The 14,730-nt window shown below is 68.1% G+C and carries 14 protein-coding genes; 5 read left to right on the top strand and 9 right to left on the bottom strand.

What is annotated here, in order from left to right; translation table 11 throughout:
- Window positions 1-33 precede the first annotated feature (33 nt).
- Window positions 34-1,602, bottom strand: coding sequence for a PAS domain-containing sensor histidine kinase (locus WV31_RS18255; RefSeq protein WP_237051371.1), 1,569 nt, complete (start codon window positions 1,600-1,602; stop codon window positions 34-36).
- A 92-nt stretch (window positions 1,603-1,694) separates the two neighbouring features.
- The gene (locus tag WV31_RS18250; protein ID WP_085374902.1) at window positions 1,695-2,162 is read right to left on the bottom strand and encodes a MaoC family dehydratase; all 468 of its coding nucleotides are present in this window, start codon (window positions 2,160-2,162) and stop codon (window positions 1,695-1,697) included.
- A 245-nt stretch (window positions 2,163-2,407) separates the two neighbouring features.
- On the opposite strand from WV31_RS18250, the gene WV31_RS22210 reads away from it, so the two are divergent.
- Entirely contained in the window at window positions 2,408-2,572 is a 165-nt protein-coding gene (locus WV31_RS22210; protein ID WP_168185986.1) for a hypothetical protein, read from the top strand.
- Window positions 2,573-2,581: 9 nt separating this feature from the next.
- Here WV31_RS22210 and WV31_RS18245 read toward each other — a convergent pair whose 3' ends face one another.
- On the bottom strand, window positions 2,582-2,983 hold the full coding sequence (locus tag WV31_RS18245) for a bacteriohemerythrin (protein ID WP_085374901.1): 402 nt from the start codon (window positions 2,981-2,983) through the stop codon (window positions 2,582-2,584).
- A 139-nt stretch (window positions 2,984-3,122) separates the two neighbouring features.
- Between WV31_RS18245 and WV31_RS18240 the strand changes: the two genes are divergently transcribed.
- Window positions 3,123-4,223 (top strand): protein-glutamate methylesterase/protein-glutamine glutaminase, encoded by a 1,101-nt coding sequence (locus WV31_RS18240; protein ID WP_237051370.1) that lies wholly within the window; start codon window positions 3,123-3,125, stop codon window positions 4,221-4,223.
- A 9-nt stretch (window positions 4,224-4,232) separates the two neighbouring features.
- On the opposite strand, the gene WV31_RS18235 is transcribed toward WV31_RS18240, so the two are convergent.
- From WV31_RS18235 to WV31_RS18225, 3 genes are all read right to left on the bottom strand, one after another.
- Window positions 4,233-6,125 carry a hybrid sensor histidine kinase/response regulator gene (locus tag WV31_RS18235; protein WP_085374900.1) on the bottom strand — a complete coding sequence of 631 codons (1,893 nt, stop codon included), beginning with the start codon at window positions 6,123-6,125 and terminating at the stop codon, window positions 4,233-4,235.
- Entirely contained in the window at window positions 6,122-6,556 is a 435-nt protein-coding gene (locus tag WV31_RS18230) for a response regulator (RefSeq protein ID WP_085374899.1), read from the bottom strand. The genes WV31_RS18235 and WV31_RS18230 overlap by 4 nt, the downstream gene beginning before the upstream one ends.
- A 78-nt stretch (window positions 6,557-6,634) precedes the next feature.
- Window positions 6,635-8,050 (bottom strand): sensor histidine kinase, encoded by a 1,416-nt coding sequence (locus WV31_RS18225; RefSeq protein WP_237051369.1) that lies wholly within the window; start codon window positions 8,048-8,050, stop codon window positions 6,635-6,637.
- A gap of 243 nt (window positions 8,051-8,293) precedes the next feature.
- On the opposite strand from WV31_RS18225, the gene WV31_RS18220 reads away from it, so the two are divergent.
- Window positions 8,294-8,725 carry an NUDIX hydrolase gene (locus WV31_RS18220; protein ID WP_085374898.1) on the top strand — a complete coding sequence of 144 codons (432 nt, stop codon included), beginning with the start codon at window positions 8,294-8,296 and terminating at the stop codon, window positions 8,723-8,725.
- 56 nt (window positions 8,726-8,781) lie between these two features.
- On the opposite strand, the gene WV31_RS18215 is transcribed toward WV31_RS18220, so the two are convergent.
- The gene (locus tag WV31_RS18215; protein WP_085374897.1) at window positions 8,782-10,242 is read right to left on the bottom strand and encodes a DEAD/DEAH box helicase; all 1,461 of its coding nucleotides are present in this window, start codon (window positions 10,240-10,242) and stop codon (window positions 8,782-8,784) included.
- Between the two features lie 257 nt (window positions 10,243-10,499).
- Window positions 10,500-12,254 carry an SLC13 family permease gene (locus WV31_RS18210; RefSeq protein ID WP_085374896.1) on the bottom strand — a complete coding sequence of 585 codons (1,755 nt, stop codon included), beginning with the start codon at window positions 12,252-12,254 and terminating at the stop codon, window positions 10,500-10,502.
- A gap of 190 nt (window positions 12,255-12,444) precedes the next feature.
- Here WV31_RS18210 and WV31_RS22685 point away from each other — a divergent pair, with 190 nt between their 5' ends.
- Both WV31_RS22685 and WV31_RS18205 read left to right on the top strand, forming a co-directional pair.
- The gene (locus tag WV31_RS22685; RefSeq protein WP_257788783.1) at window positions 12,445-12,573 is read left to right on the top strand and encodes a hypothetical protein; all 129 of its coding nucleotides are present in this window, start codon (window positions 12,445-12,447) and stop codon (window positions 12,571-12,573) included.
- 14 nt (window positions 12,574-12,587) lie between these two features.
- The gene (locus WV31_RS18205; protein ID WP_043743718.1) at window positions 12,588-12,797 is read left to right on the top strand and encodes a (2Fe-2S)-binding protein; all 210 of its coding nucleotides are present in this window, start codon (window positions 12,588-12,590) and stop codon (window positions 12,795-12,797) included.
- A 142-nt stretch (window positions 12,798-12,939) separates the two neighbouring features.
- Here WV31_RS18205 and WV31_RS18200 read toward each other — a convergent pair whose 3' ends face one another.
- A complete protein-coding gene (locus WV31_RS18200; protein WP_237051368.1) occupies window positions 12,940-14,718 on the bottom strand; it encodes an AMP-binding protein in 1,779 nt (592 codons plus the stop codon).
- Window positions 14,719-14,730: the final 12 nt, after the last annotated feature.

The raw sequence follows: 14,730 nt of genomic DNA, 5'->3' as shown, positions 1-14,730 counted from the left end.
CGGGCCGGCATAATATCCACTCCCGCCCCGAGGTCAAACGTCATATGAACAGGGCAAGTCCACGGCAAAGACCGAACCGCGCCCAAAGACCGAGCGAACCGAAATGGAAATCCCCAGGATTCGGGCGATTCTTTCGACAATGGCCAGCCCCAGGCCCAATCCTTGATCGGCGCGCCGGGTCGGGTTGTTCAACTGGTAGAGCTCTTCGAAGATGAACGGCAGGTTTTCCTTGGCGATGCCGATGCCGCTGTCCCAGACTTCGATGCGGATGCGCCCCCGGTGACGGCGGCAGCCGACGACCACCCCGCCCCGCTCGGTATAGCGGACGGCATTGGACACCAGATTGCCGAGAAGGCGCTCCATCAAGGTGGCATCGGTCTCGCAGACCAGGGCGGTCTTGACCACCCGCAGGCGCAAGCCCTTGGCCTCGGCGGTGGGGCGGCTGGCGGCGGCCACCTGATCGAGCAGCTCGCCCAGCGGGACGCGGGTCCGGGTCACCGTCATGCCGCCGGCGTCCAGGCGCGACATGCTGAGCAGCGCCTTGAGCTGGCGCGACAGCTGGTTGGCGCATTGCTTGGCCTTCACCCCGGGTTCGGGCTGGCGCTCGGCCAGAATGGCGCAATACATCTGCAGCGCCTGCATGGGTTGGCTGAGATCGTGGCTGGCGGCGGCCAGGAAGCGCGACTTGGAGGCCGAGGCGCGCTCGGCCGCCTCCTTGGCCTGGCGCAGCTCCAGTTCGGTCTGCTTGCGCTCGGTGATGTCGATGGCGGCGCAGATCAGGCCGACGGTCTCGCCCCGGGCGTCATAAAGACGACGGACGATCAGGTCGAAATATTGCAGCCGGCTCATGGCCAGGCTTTGGACCTGGACGTCCTGGCGAACCGGCACGCCCGTCTCGATCACCCCGCGATAGATGGCGCACAGCATGTCCGCGGTGTCGCGGCTGAAGAGATCGTACTCGGTCTTGCCGATCAGTTCGGCATCGGCGAATCCGACCTGGCAGGAATGGGCCCAGGTATAGCGCAGGTCCAGATCCAGGGTGAAGGCCACCGAGGTGCCCAGCTCCATGGCCAGGCGGAAGCGTTGCTCGCTTTCGGCCAGGGTTTCCAGCGACACGTCCAGCTGGCGGCCGAGGAACTCCGCCAACCGTTCGGTCAGGGACTGCTTGGCGGCGTGGGCCTGTTCGAGCCGTCCCAGGGCGTCGCGCAGACGCGCCTTGGATTCGATCAGGTCGGAGATTTCGGTGAAGGTGACGAGCACGGCCCGGGGCAGGCCCTGTTCGATGACGATGGGCATTGCCTGCAGCCGGAGCCAGACACGCTCGTTTCCCCGGCGAATTCCCATGACCATGGGACCGGCCGGCTGGCCCGTGGCCAGGGCCAGGGCGGCGGGATGATCGGCATTGCTGAGCGAGGGACCGTCGAAACGGGTGGCGTCCCAATCCTCCACGTCGCAGGTGGTGCCGATCAGCTCCTCCAGGCTCTGGCCGAGAATCCGGGAGGCGGCGGCGTTGGCGAAGATGATGCTGCGCCGGGCATCCTGAACCACAACCCCCTCAGCCATGGTGGCCAGCAGGGTCTGATGAAAGTCGGGAGTAACCATGGAGGGCTGCACGCTTGCCTCTCGGGCCGGAGGGACCGGCCGGAATTAGGGCCCCTTGCCGTCCGCCGCGTCAAGCCCCCTCGCCGAAGGCGTCAGGCCGGGCGGCGGGCCACCATGCCTGGTATCCGATAGGTCATCACCTCCTTGCCCTCCTGATTGAAGACATGGAACCCCCAGACCACGACGCCGCGATCGGCATGCTTGGACGAGGGACGGGCCTCCAGCGTCTCGATCAGGCAAGACAGGGTATCGCCCGGCCGGACCGGCTTCAGCCAGCGCAATCCGTCGATCCCGGGACCGCCCAGGCCGCTCTGGCGGTTGATGCCGGTATCGATGAACAGCCGGAAACTCAGCGCCAGGGTGTGAAAGCCGCTGGCGATCAGTCCGCCATAGGGCGAGTCCTTTGCCCGGGGAACATCCAGATGAAAGAATTGCGGGTCGAAACGCTGGGCGAAGTCGAGGATCTGGCTTTCGCTGACCGTCGCCGCGGCGGTGGCGAAGACCTGGCCGGGCTCGAAATCCTCGAACCAGCGGGGAAGGCAAGGGGCGTTGGACTGCATGGCGGGCCTCGCTTGGACTGGTGACGCCTTGCGACGCTACCACCTGACAAGCGGTATTTCGGACGCAACCTGCTCACCCGCCGACGAGCGGCGCTCACCCCCGGCAAACGATGGTGGTGGCGGCCGCCTCCGGTACCGCCCCGGCGTAATCCTTGCGATATCACGACCCGAAACGGTCACGGCCCCGTCATGGAACCGTCGCGGTCCGCCGTTATTCTCCGCCGCGCCAATGGACACGGAGAGGCATGGTGGCGGGCGAAAAAGCCAAGCGGCGCGAATGCCGGGACTGCACCTACTGGAGCGGATGGGACTGCACCATCGGCGACATCTTCACCGACAAAAAAGAAAGTCGCGGATGCGATTTCTTCATCCGCGACAGTCTGCGATACGCCTTCTTCGCGAAGGTCTGATGCTGGGGTTCAGGTCGCCGTCTTGACGACGGGGACGAATTTCATGTCTTCAACCAGGATATGGTCCAGCAGCCATTCCCGCAGATAGTCATTCACCCGCACCGCAGAGTCCCGGCTGGGCTCGAGCATGCATCCCCCCACCAGTTCGCCCAGGAATTGGCCGAACTGGGCGTGGCTCAGGGCATGCTCGTCCACCTCGGCATAGCCCGAAGCGGCCATCAGCCTCTCTTCGCGGGTGAAGTGGTAATCGGTGTAATCGACCAGGGCGTCGATGATCATGCCGACCCGCCCCAGGTCGCCGCTGCCGTCGAGCATGGCATCCAGGTCGTTGATCAGGTCCACCAGCCGGCGGTGGTCTTCATCCACCTCGGCGATGCCCGTCTCGTATCGTGAGCTCCACTCGATCATCATAAGGCCGGATACTTACATACCTTGGGCATAAACTCAAGGTGCAGCGACGCATGGCGCCCCTGCCGCCCCCCGCATGGACAAGTGTGCGAAGGGGGCGTTACCATCGAACATGAGTGAATTGTGCATCTAAGGGTTCAGCATGCTTTCCGGGTCTTCCACGCCTTCCGCCGGCGCTGCCGTCAAGGTCATGCTGGTCGATGATTCCGCCATCGTTCGCGGCTTGGTGGCCCGCATCCTGGCCGAGGACCCGGCCATCACGGTGGCGGCCCAGGCCTCCAACGGCGAGCAGGCCATCGCCGCCCTGGCCCGCACGCCGGTCGATGTGGTCATCCTCGACATCGAAATGCCGGTGATGGACGGGCTGACCGCGTTGCCCGGCATCCTGAAGGCGGTGCCCGGCGTGCGGGTGATCATGCTGTCCTCGCTGACCCAGCGCGGCGCCAGCGTCACCTTCCAGGCGCTGCGGGCCGGCGCCGCCGACTACATCCCCAAGCCCTCGGCCAGTTCGGAAATGTCGGGAGCGGGCGGGTTCAAGCGCGAACTGACCGACAAGATCAAGAGTCTGGCGGCGCGCAGGCTGCGCCCCGCCCAGGCGGCGCCCCCATCGCCTGCCCCTCGCCCGGCCGCCGCCCCGCCGCCCCGGCCCGCTTCCGCTCCGCCATCCGGGCCGGCGGAGGTCCTGGCCATCGGCTCGTCCACCGGCGGGCCGCAGGCGCTGTTCGACATCTTCGCCAAGCTGCGGGGCGCCAAGCCCCGCCTTCCCATCCTGATCACCCAGCACATGCCGCCGACCTTTACCGGCATCCTGGCCGAGCACATCTCCCAGACCAGCGGGCTGGCCGCCGCCGAAGGCAAGGACGGCGAGAAGATCGTCGCCGGAAGGGTCTACGTCGCCCCCGGCGGCAAGCACATGCTGGCCGAGCGCAAGGGGGGCGACATGCTGATCAAGCTGTCGGACGCGCCACCGGAGAATTTCTGCAAGCCGGCGGTGGACCCCATGTTCCGCAGCGTGTCGGCCTGCTGGGGCAATCGCGCCGTGGCGGTGGTGCTGACCGGCATGGGCACCGACGGCGCCAAGGGCGGCCGGGTGGTGGCCGAGGCCGGCGGCCAGCTCTACGCCCAGGACGAGGCCACCTCGGTGGTCTACGGCATGCCGGCCGCCACCGCCCAGACCGGGCTGTGCAAGGCGATCCTGCCGCTGGGCGAGATCGGCGATCTGGTGCGCAAGCTGGTCGGCTGAGCCTTTCGGCTAGAGATCGAGCACGCGGCCCACCGCCGCCAGCGAGCGGGTCCACAATTCGGCCAGTTCCTCGGCCTGGGCGGCGGTGCCGGGGTCGTCGGCCCGCGCCGCGTCCTCCACCGCCCGGCATTTGGCCGCCAAGGGCCCCAGATGGAGGCTGGAGGCGGCGCTGGCCATGCGGTGGGCCAGTTGCCCGGCCTCGGCCAGCCGACCGGCCTGGGCATGGGTGCGCAGCGCCGCCAGATCGGCCGAGGACGAGGAGCGGAACAGTTCCACCAGCCCCACCAGACGGTCACGGCCCAGGTCGCCCATGTCCGACAGCAATCCGGGCACGCCGACCAGCCGGGGCTCGAGGGACGGTTCCGGCGGGTCATCCCCCAATTCGCCCAGAAGGCGCCCGATATGGTCGAAGTGGAACGGCTTGGCGAGGCAGCCGCGGATGCCCGCCTCGCGCCAGCGGGCCTCGTCCTCCTTCACCGGATTGGCGGTCAGCAGGTAGAGCGGCGGCCGGCCGGCATCGCCCGGCAGGGCGCGGATGGCCCGGGCCGTCTCGATACCGTCCATGCCGGGCATGCGCATGTCCAGCAGCACCAGATCGAAGCCGCCCTGCTTCGCCGCCTCGACCCCTTCGTAACCGTCGCGGGCGCACACCACCTGATGGCCGCGCCGCTCCAGCAGTCCGGCCGCCACCTCGCGGTTGACCTCGTTATCGTCCACCAGCAGGACCCGGCAGGGTCGCTCCACCGCTTTCCGGTCACCCAAAGGCGCCTCGGCGGGGGCCAGCGGCAGATCCACCCGGAAGGTGGTGCCCTGGCCCGGCAGGCTGTCATAGCCGATGACGCCGCCCATCAGTTCGACCAGGCGCTTGCAGATGGCCAGACCCAGACCGGCGCCGTCGAAGCGCCGGGCGGCGCCGCTGTCGCCCTGCCAGAACTCGGTGAACAATTGGGCTCCGATCTCCGGGGCGATGCCGATGCCGGTATCCTTGATCAGGAAGCGCAACACCTGGCCTTCCTTGGCGGCCAGGGGCTCGACGCCGATCTCCACCCCGCCGCGATCGGTGAACTTGATGGCGTTGCCCACCAGATTGAACAGGATCTGCCGCAGGCGCAGGCGGTCGCCCGCCACCTCGCGGCGAATTCCCGGCCCGAAGCGGCACGACAGCGCCAGATCCTTCTCGGCGGCGCGCGACGCCAGCACCAGGCGCACCTCCTCGACGGTGTCGAGCACGTCGAAGGATTCCACGGCCAGGGTCATGCCCTCGGCGTCCAGGCGCGAGAAATCCAGGATATCGTTGACCAGCCCCAGCAGCAGCTCTCCCGACGACACCAGCGTCTCGGCGAAGGATTGCTGCCGCGGGTCCAGATCGGTCTCCAGCAGCAGGCGGGCCATGCCCAGCACGCCGTTGAGCGGCGTGCGGATCTCGTGGCCCATCATGGCCAGGAACACCGACTTGGCCCTTGCCGCCTGCTCGGCGCTGTCGCGGGCCTCGCGCAGGACCTCCTCGCCCAGCTTGCGCTCGATGGCGTAGCGCACCACCCGCGACAGGATGAAGGCGTCGCCCAATCCCTTGACCAGATAGTCCTGGGCGCCGCGCTTCAGAGATTCCAGGGCGACGGCGTCGTCGTCATTGCCGGTCAGCACCACCACCGGCAGGCTGGGCGCCGCCTGGGTCAGGGCGTCGAGCGTGGCGATGCCCGACGAATCCGGCACGCCGAGATCGGCCAGAACCACGTCGAAGCTGGATATCCGGTCCGACAGCCGCTCCACCGCCTGGGCAAGGCGCCCGACCACGGTGACCTCGAAGGAGGTGGTCTTGACCCGGCGCAGCATCTGGACGACCAGCCTGGCGTCGGCGGGATCGTCCTCCAGCAGCAGGACGCGGATGGGAAGCGTGCTCATGAGGGCAACTGGGCCGTGCCGAACCAGAAATCCTCGATGGAATGGATGGCGGCGGTAAACGCCTCCACATCCATCGGCTTGGACACGTAGCTGCTGGCCCCCAGGGCATAGGCCTTCTTGATGTCGCGCTCGGCCCCCGAGGTGGAGAGAATCACCACGGGAATGGAGCACAGGGCGGCATCGGCGCGGATTTCCTCGAGGATTTCGTGGCCGTTGCGGCCCGGCAGATTGAGGTCGAGCAGGATCAGATCGGGGCGCGGCGCCTGGGAATGGACCTCGTCCCGGCGCAGAAACCCCATGGCTTCGTCGCCGTCCTTGACGTGATGCAGACGGCAGGAATGGCGCGACCGCCGCAAGGCGATGCGGACCAGACCGGCATCGCCGGGATCATCCTCCACCAGCAGGATGTCGTGAATGTCCCTGGAAGCCACGTCACCGTCCAGACGATTGGATACCGAGAAAGACCCTGTCTCAATTCACCTTCGGGCGCAAGGCCCGGAAGGGTGGAATCAGCTCTCCGCCTCCGGACGGCGGGGGGCCTTGGGCCAGTTGAAGGCCATCACCGTCCCCTCGCCCTCCCACGGCTCCACCCGGATGGAGCCGCCATGGCGGTCGACGATCTTCTTGACGATGGCCAGCCCGACGCCGGTGCCTTCGTATTCGTCGCGGGCATGCAGGCGTTGGAAAATGCCGAACACCCGCTCGGCATATTCCTGCGGAATGCCGATGCCGTTGTCGCGGACCCGGAACAGCCATTCGTCGCCCACATCCTCGCATTCCACCGAGACATGGGGCGCCTGGTCGGGACGGCGGTATTTCAGCGCGTTGCCGATCAGGTTGAGGAACAGGCGCTCCATCTCGCCACGATCGCCGTAAAGAACCGGCAGGTCCGGGGCGACCACCACCGTCGCGGCGCAATCCTCGATCTCGATCTGCAGGTCCGAAAGGGCGGAATCCACCGCCTCGGCCACCGGGAAGGGCGCATCACCGATGACCCGTCCCACCCGCGAATAGGCCAGAAGATCGGTGATCAGCCGGTCCATGCGCCGCACGCCGTCGCGAACGAAGCCCATGTATTCCAGGGACTCGCCGCCCAGGCTGCCCATCAGCTCCTCTTCCAGCAGCGACACGTAGCTGCCCACCACCCGAAGCGGCTGGCGCAGATCGTGGGACGCCACATAGGCGAATTGCTCCAGCTCCTCGTTGGAACGCCACAATTCCCGGATCAGGCCGTCCAGCTCGTTCTCGAGGCGCTTGCGTTCGGTGATGTCCTGGATGGTGGAATCCAGCCGCGCCGGCCGCCCGGCGGCATCGCAGGCCACCTCGACGCAGCCGCGCAGCATGCGCACCTCGCCATCGGGGCGGACGATGCGGAATTCCGCCTCGCGCCGGCCGCCGCCCTCGGTGACCGAGCGCAGGATTTCGGCCACATCGGCCCGGTCGCCGGGATGAACCACGTCCAGAAAGACCTCGGGCGCAGGAACGCAGCCGCCCGGCGCCACTCCGATGATGGCGTGGAATTCGTCCGACCAATGCCCGATACCGGTGGTCAGGTCACGCTCGGCCGAGCCCAACTGGGCCACCCTCTCGGCATTGGCGACCAGACTGCGGCCGCGCTGCTCCACGTCGCGCAGGGATTGCTCGTAGCGACGCGCCAGGGAATGGAAGGCGCCGTCGAGGCCGAGAGGATCGCTCCACCAATCGCCGGCGGCCTGCGGCGACGGCGCGCCCGGCACCGCCAGACGCCGGTCGATGCCCTGCCCGATCACCATGCCGATGGCGAAAGAGACGCCCACCAGCAGGGGCACCAGCCCGGCCAACAGCCAGCCCAGGCTGCGCTCGGCCTCGTCCGGCCACAGGGCCCAGACCGCCAGGGCGGCGATTCCGATGACGAAAGCGGCAAGCGCGGCAAAAAGGAGCCCCATCCGCACGGCAACACGCTCGTGCGGCTTCGGCATCGTGCCGGCTGTGACGTCCGGCGCCCGCAAGGCGGCCAACCCCATGAAAACCCCGTCGGCCCACTTGACCAGAATTAAATTCAAGAGGTTCCATACTAGAACCACCCCCGCCCCGAGGCAAGCCGTCCGGAAGTGACATGGACGCCATGCGATCCTATTGTCGGCGGACTGGCCTATTGTCGGCGGACTGGCCTATGAAAGAGAGACCCCATGGCGCGAGAATACCCGTCCCATCCCCTGCCCGGCGTGCTGGCCCTGGTCGAGCGCGGCGGCCGCCTGCTGATGGTCCGCCGCGCCAAGGAGCCCGATCGCGGCAAATGGGGCTTTCCCGGAGGGCTGGTCGAGGTGGGCGAGACCCTGGCGGCGGCCGCGCTGCGCGAACTGGCCGAGGAAACCGGCCTGGCCGCCGAGGCCAGGGGTGTGGTGGACGTGTTCGAGGTCATCAGCCCCGATGACGGGGGCCGCATCCGCTATCACTACGTTCTCAACGTGGTGCGTTGCCTTTGCCCCCACGGCGAGCCGGTGGCCGCCGACGATGCCGAGGCGGCGGGCTGGTTCACCCTGGCCGAGATCGAGGGCGGCGCCCTGCCGGTCAGCGTCAACGCGCCGCGCCTGGCCCGCATGGTGCTGAAAGCCTCATAAACGAACATGCCCGGCACGACGGCCGGGCATGACGATCTCACGGATGACGCGAAGGCTTATCCCCGCGCGGCGTTGCGGCTGCCGCCGGGCATGCCCTTGAAGCCGCCCTGGGGACGGGCTCCACCCGGCTTGCCGGCCGGACGACCGGACGATGGCTTGCCGGAAGCCGGCTTGGCCGCATGGGTATGCTTGGCGCCGTCGCGGCCCCTGGCCGGATGGGAGCCGTGCTCGCCATGGGGATTGCCGCCCCGGCTCTGCTGCGGGTGGCCTTGCGGCCCACGGGCCTGCTGGGAGTGGCCGTTGCGACCCTGACCGCCCCTGTTCTGCGGCGGCTTGGTGGCGCGGGGGCCGCCGGGCAGGCCGCGGGTGGCGATGTGAGGGGCGTGGTAGGGCTGGTCGTAATCCACCGGGATGGCCTGGCGGATGGTCTTCTCGATATCGCGCAGATAGGCCACTTCATCGTTGTCGCACAGGCTGAGCGCGATGCCGGAAGCGCCGGCGCGCGCGGTGCGGCCGATGCGGTGGACATAGCTTTCCGGCTCGTTGGGCAGCTCGAAGTTGATGACGTGGGTGATGCCGTCCACGTCGATGCCGCGCGCCGCGATGTCGGTGGCGACCAGCGCCTTGATGCGGCCGTCGCGGAAATCGGCCAGGGCCTTCTGGCGGGCGCCCTGGGACTTGTTGCCGTGGATGGCGTCGGCGTTGATGCCGGCCTTTTCCAGCAGTTCGGCGACGCGGTTGGCGCCGTGCTTGGTGCGGGTGAAGACCAGGGCGCGGACCACGTCGTTGCCGGCCAGGATGTCGGTCAGCAGGGTGCGCTTGTGCTCGCGGTCGACGAACAGCACCTTCTGGTCGATCTTCTCGGCGGTGGAGGAAACCGGGGTCACCTCGACGCGCACGGGGGTGTGCAGCACCGAATTGGCCAGGCCGACGATGGATTCGGGCATGGTGGCCGAGAACAGCACGGTCTGGCGCTGCTTGGGCACCATGGCGACGATCTTGCGGATGGGCTGGATGAAGCCCATGTCGAGCATGCGGTCGGCCTCGTCCAGCACCAGCGCCTCGACCGAATCCAGGCGGATGGCGCCCTGATCGATCAGGTCGAGCAGGCGGCCGGGGGTGGCCACCAGCACATCGACGCCGCCGGCCATGGTCTTGATCTGCGGCACCATGCCGACGCCGCCGAACACCAGCGCGTGGCGCAGCCGGTAATGGCAGCCATAGGTCTTGAAGCTCTGACCCACCTGCACCGCCAGCTCGCGGGTGGGGGTCAGCACCAGGACGCGGCAGCTCTTGGGCATGGCGCGCTTCTTGAAGGCGTCCAGACGCTGGAGCAGCGGCAGGGCGAAGCTCGCCGTCTTGCCGGTGCCGGTCTGGGCCAGGCCCAGGACGTCGCGGCCCTCGATCAGGTGGGGGATGCTTTGTTCCTGGATGGGGGTGGGGGTGGTGTAGCCCTCGGCCTCGAGCGCCTTCAGCAGGGGCTCGGCCAGGCCGAGTTCGGAAAACAGAACGGTCATCAGGTCTCTTTCTTCAACAGGCCGTCATCCCTCGCGCCCACACAGGGCGGGGACGGACGGCGGGACGAGCGCCGCAAAATGCGGTTTTCGTCTGGCTCCTCCCGGACGCGCGGCCAGGAAGCTATGGGCAAGGGAAGGAAGGCTCGGGGCGAAAGGCGATCCGTCGGGGGATCGGCCGTTGCGCGCTGCCCGCGAGCAAGCCGGACGCGAATCGTCCGGACCGGCGGACCCTGCGCCCTTGCAGGCGGGAAGTCAATTTAAATCGGCCAGACCATCAGGATCAGCACCGTCCCCGACACCAGCACGATGACGCTGAGCGGCAGACCCAGCCGCCAGTAATCGCCGAAGCGATAGCCGCCGACGCCCATCACCAGGGTGTTGCACTGGTGGCCGATGGGGGTGAGGAAGTCGCTGGCCGCTCCCAGCGCCACCGCCATCAGGAAGGGATCGACGGCAAGCCCCATCTTCACGGCCATGCCGGCGGCCACCGGGCCCATCAGCAGCACGGTGGCGGCATGGTGCAGGAAAGGAGCCAGCAGCATGGAGGCCAGCAGCACCAGCCCCAGCGCCATGGGCACCGGCACCTGCGAGGCCGCCATGGCCAGCCAGCCGGCCAGCAGATCCGACGCGCCGGTGCTCTTCATGGCGTCGCTGATGGGAATCAGCGCCCCCAGCAAAAGGATGATCGGCCAGTGGACGGCCTCGTAGGCGTCGCGCAGCGGCAGGCAGCCCAGCAGGATCATGGCCACCGCCGCCAGGAAGAAGGCCGGCGCCACCGGCATGAGTCCCAGGGCCACCGACAGCATGGCCCCGAAGGCGATGGCCACCGGCAGGAGGGCGGATTTGCGCGCCAGCGGCATGGCCTTCTGGCCCAGCGGCAGGCAGCCCAGTTGCGCCAGGGTGCCGGGCATGGCCTCGCCGTTGCCTTCCACCACCAGCACGTCGCCGGCCTTGAACTCGGTCTGGCGCAGCCGCTCGATCATGTGCCGACCGCCCCGGCTGATGGCCAGGAGCGCGATGCCGTGACGCCGCCGCATGGCGCTTCGCACCGCCGAACTGCCCACCAGCGGCGAATTGGGCATCACCACCGCTTCCATCACGGTGGTGTCCTCGCTCCCCAGACCGCCGCCGCCCATCAGCACCAGACCGGCGGTGTCCAGCAGCGGCTTCAAGGCCATGGGGTCGCCCTCGAGCACCAGGACGTCGTTTTCCGAGAACTCCCAATGGCCGCCGGGGACATAGCGGTGGCCGTGGTCGCGGATGATGGCCGCCACCGTCACCGCGCCGCCCGAGAACAATTGCTCGAGATCGGCCACCGTGGCGCCGATCAGCGGAGAATGCGCCTCGATGCGCACTTCGGCCAGGTAATCCTCGATGCGAAACTCCGAGCCCGAACCGCTGCCCTGCCGGTCCTTGGGCAGCACCCTCCAGGCGAAGGCGAGGAAGCCGATGCCGGCCAGGCAGATGCCCAGCCCGACCGGCGTGAAGTCGAACATGGTGAAGGGCTTGCCGGTCAGTTCCAGCCGGACGCGCGACACAATGATGTTGGGCGAGGTGCCGATCAGGGTCATCACGCCGCCCAGCAGCGAGGCGAACGACAGCGGCATAAGGATCTGCGACACCGGAATGCCCCCGGCCCGCGCCAGACGGATGGACAGCGGAATGAAGATGGCCAGCGCCCCGATATTCTTCATGAAGGCCGACAGCACCATCACCAGCGCCACCAGGGTGCAGATCAGGGCGTCGGGGGATTTCAGCGCCGCCAGCGGCTTCATCAGATGCTCGATAACGCCCGAACGCTCGATGCCGGCGCTGACCACCAGGGCGGCGGCCACCACCACCACCACCGGATCGGAAAAGCCGTGGAAGGCCTTTTCCGGCGGCACCAGCCCCGCCAGAATCCCGGCCGACAGCGACAGCAGCGCCACCAGGTCGTAGCGCAGCTTGTCCAGCGCGAACATCAAGATGGTGGCGCCCAGGATGGTGAACGCCAGCCCCTGCTCGAAGGTCATCGATCACCCTTCAGGCCACGGAAGCGCCGAAGCTACACCACCCCAAGCCGCTTCGCCAGGACCGGCATCCCGGACGGACATGCCAGCCCCGACAATTGCGATTGCGAATCACACAAAATAACTATTGGCATCGGCGTTGCGAATGATTATCATCAGCGACAGATCATGACCCACACGCCTGGAGCGTCCCATGGTTTCGGTTCGCCTGCTGGTCTTCACCCTGTTGCTCGGCCTGTGCGCCGGCACCCTGCAAGCCATCGCCTGGGAATCGGACAGCGTCGCGGAGCCCCGCGCCATTCATTCCAGCGCCCGGCAGTAGGAAGGAGGCACCCCATGTATGTCTGTCTCTGCCACGGCTTTACCGACCGCCAGGTCCGCGCCGCCGTCACCGAAGGCGCCGGCAGCCCGCAGGCGGTGTTCCGTCACTTCGACTCCAAGCCGCGCTGCGGCAAGTGCGTCTCCACCGTCCGCGAACTGGTGGACGAAAGCAAGGGCGGGTGTGGCGGCGGTTCGGGGGGCTGCCCCTGCGGCAAGCGGGGCTGAACCGCTCCCTTGTCATCCTGAGGTGAAACCGAAGGATCTTTCAGGCCCAACCGGCCGCCGGATGATGAAAGATGCTTCGCCGTCGCTCAGCATGACAGGCAGAGTCACTGAAACGGGGCCTTTCGGCCCCGTTTTCTTTTACTCACTCGTCGTCGTAACGCCCCGGACAAGGCGGCAGGGTGGACAGGATGTCGCCCCCTTCCGGCTCTCCCATGGCCTTGGCCTTCAGCACCCGGCGCATGATCTTGCCCGAATTGGTCTTGGGCAATTCCTCGACGAAATGGATCTCGCGCGGCGCCATGCCCGCCCCCAGTTCCTGGCGGGCATAGGACAGCAGCTCGGCCCTGAGCGCGTCGCCCGCCTCGAAGCCGGGATTGAGCGAGACGAAGGCCACCGGCACTTCGCGCACCAGCATGTCGGGCTTGCCCACCACGCCGATCTCGGCCACCGCCGGATGGTCCATCAGGCTGCCTTCCACCTCGAAGGGGCCGATCTGCAGGCCGCCGCACTTGATCATGTCGTCGGCGCGGCCCACGAACCAGATGAAGCCGTCCTTGTCGCGCTTGACCAGATCGCCGGTGAAGTACCAGCCGTCGCGGAAGCAATCGCCGTAGCGCGTCTCCTCGCCCAGCGCGCCGGAGAACATGGAGGGCCAGCAGGTGCGGATGGCCAGTTCGCCCACCGCGTCGACGGCGTCCACCTGCTTGGGCGTGCCGCCCTCGCAGCGCATGATCACCGCCTCGACGCCGGGCAAAGGCCGGCCCATGCTGCCCGGCCGCCGGTCGGTGCCGGGACCGTTGGCGATGGTGATGGCGCCGGTCTCGGTCTGCCACCAGGTGTCGAGGAAGGGCACGCCCAGCGCCTTCTGCCCCCACATCACCGCCTCGGCGTTCAGGGGCTCGCCCACGCTGGCCGCCACGCGCAGCGAATTCTCGCGGTACGAACGGGCCAGGGCCGCGCCATAGCGCATCATGGTGCGGATGGCGGTGGGCGTGGTGTACCAGGCGGTCACCTTCTCGTCGTGCAGGATGCCGTACCAGCGCCGGGGCTCCTGTTCGGACTCGTCGGCGATCAGGGCGGCGCCGCACACCAGCGGCGCGATGATGCCGTACGACGTGCTGGTCACCCAGCCGGGATCGGCGGTGCACCAGAACACGTCGGACTCGGACAGGCCGAACACCTTGCGCCCGGTGACCAGATGGGCCAGCACCGCCCGATGGGGGTGCAGCACGCCCTTGGGCGTACCGGTGGTGCCGCTGGTGAAGTGCAGGAAGGCGGGCGCGTCGGGCCGGGTCGCCACCGCCGTCATGGGCCGGGCGGCCCCGGCCAGGGCCAGCAGGTCGGAACAGCCCGGCGGCATGGACGGGACACCGCCGTCCTCGCCGACCAGCAGGACGTGCCGCAGATTGGGGAGCGCGGCCCGCGACGACGCCACCTTGCGGGCATACAATTCGTCGGAGGTGATCAGGATGGCGGCCTTGCCCAATTCCAGGCGCGCCTTGACCGGGCCGGGACCGAAGGCGGCGAACAGCGGGCAATAGACCCCGCCGGCCTTCCAGATGCCCAGCGCCGCGCCGTAAAGTTCGGGAACGCGGCCCAGCAGCACCGCCACCGTCTCGCCGGGCTCGAGGCCCAGATCGGCCAGCACGCGGGCGAATCGTCCCGATTGGTCGGCCAGTTGGCCATAGGTGACGTCGCGGCTGCCCTGGCGGCGGCCCAGCCAGCGGACGGCGATCCGCTCTCCCCGGCCCAGGCTCACCTGGCGATCGGAGCAGACCGCGCCGATATTCAGCGGCGCGTCCGGCGCCCCGGCCAGTTCGGCCAGCGCGTCGTTCCAACGGAAAGCGGCGTCATCCCACGCCCCGGCCCCACCCGCCGGAGCCGTTGCGGCAATGGTCTTGCCCGGCTTGGCCGAAACCATGCGTCCTCCCAG

It is taken from the genome of Magnetospirillum sp. ME-1, assembly GCF_002105535.1.
In the GTDB taxonomy this organism is placed as follows: domain Bacteria; phylum Pseudomonadota; class Alphaproteobacteria; order Rhodospirillales; family Magnetospirillaceae; genus Phaeospirillum.
The sequence above is the reverse complement of the archived record's forward strand: the minus strand, read 5'-3'. Positions and strand labels throughout refer to the sequence as shown.

Excerpts from the sequence above, each read along its gene's own strand:
- WV31_RS18255 (WP_237051371.1), bottom strand. The coding sequence starts at position 1,602 with ATGGTTACTCCCGACTTTCATCAGACCCTGCTGGCCACCATGGCTGAG.
- WV31_RS18250 (WP_085374902.1), bottom strand. The coding sequence starts at position 2,162 with ATGCAGTCCAACGCCCCTTGCCTTCCCCGCTGGTTCGAGGATTTCGAG.
- WV31_RS22210 (WP_168185986.1), top strand. The coding sequence starts at position 2,408 with ATGGTGGCGGGCGAAAAAGCCAAGCGGCGCGAATGCCGGGACTGCACC.
- WV31_RS18245 (WP_085374901.1), bottom strand. The coding sequence starts at position 2,983 with ATGATGATCGAGTGGAGCTCACGATACGAGACGGGCATCGCCGAGGTG.
- WV31_RS18240 (WP_237051370.1), top strand. The coding sequence starts at position 3,123 with ATGCTTTCCGGGTCTTCCACGCCTTCCGCCGGCGCTGCCGTCAAGGTC.
- WV31_RS18235 (WP_085374900.1), bottom strand. The coding sequence starts at position 6,125 with ATGAGCACGCTTCCCATCCGCGTCCTGCTGCTGGAGGACGATCCCGCC.
- WV31_RS18225 (WP_237051369.1), bottom strand. The coding sequence starts at position 8,050 with ATGGGGCTCCTTTTTGCCGCGCTTGCCGCTTTCGTCATCGGAATCGCC.
- WV31_RS18220 (WP_085374898.1), top strand. The coding sequence starts at position 8,294 with ATGGCGCGAGAATACCCGTCCCATCCCCTGCCCGGCGTGCTGGCCCTG.
- WV31_RS18215 (WP_085374897.1), bottom strand. The coding sequence starts at position 10,242 with ATGACCGTTCTGTTTTCCGAACTCGGCCTGGCCGAGCCCCTGCTGAAG.
- WV31_RS18210 (WP_085374896.1), bottom strand. The coding sequence starts at position 12,254 with ATGACCTTCGAGCAGGGGCTGGCGTTCACCATCCTGGGCGCCACCATC.
- WV31_RS22685 (WP_257788783.1), top strand. The coding sequence starts at position 12,445 with ATGGTTTCGGTTCGCCTGCTGGTCTTCACCCTGTTGCTCGGCCTGTGC.
- WV31_RS18205 (WP_043743718.1), top strand. The coding sequence starts at position 12,588 with ATGTATGTCTGTCTCTGCCACGGCTTTACCGACCGCCAGGTCCGCGCC.
- WV31_RS18200 (WP_237051368.1), bottom strand. The coding sequence starts at position 14,718 with ATGGTTTCGGCCAAGCCGGGCAAGACCATTGCCGCAACGGCTCCGGCG.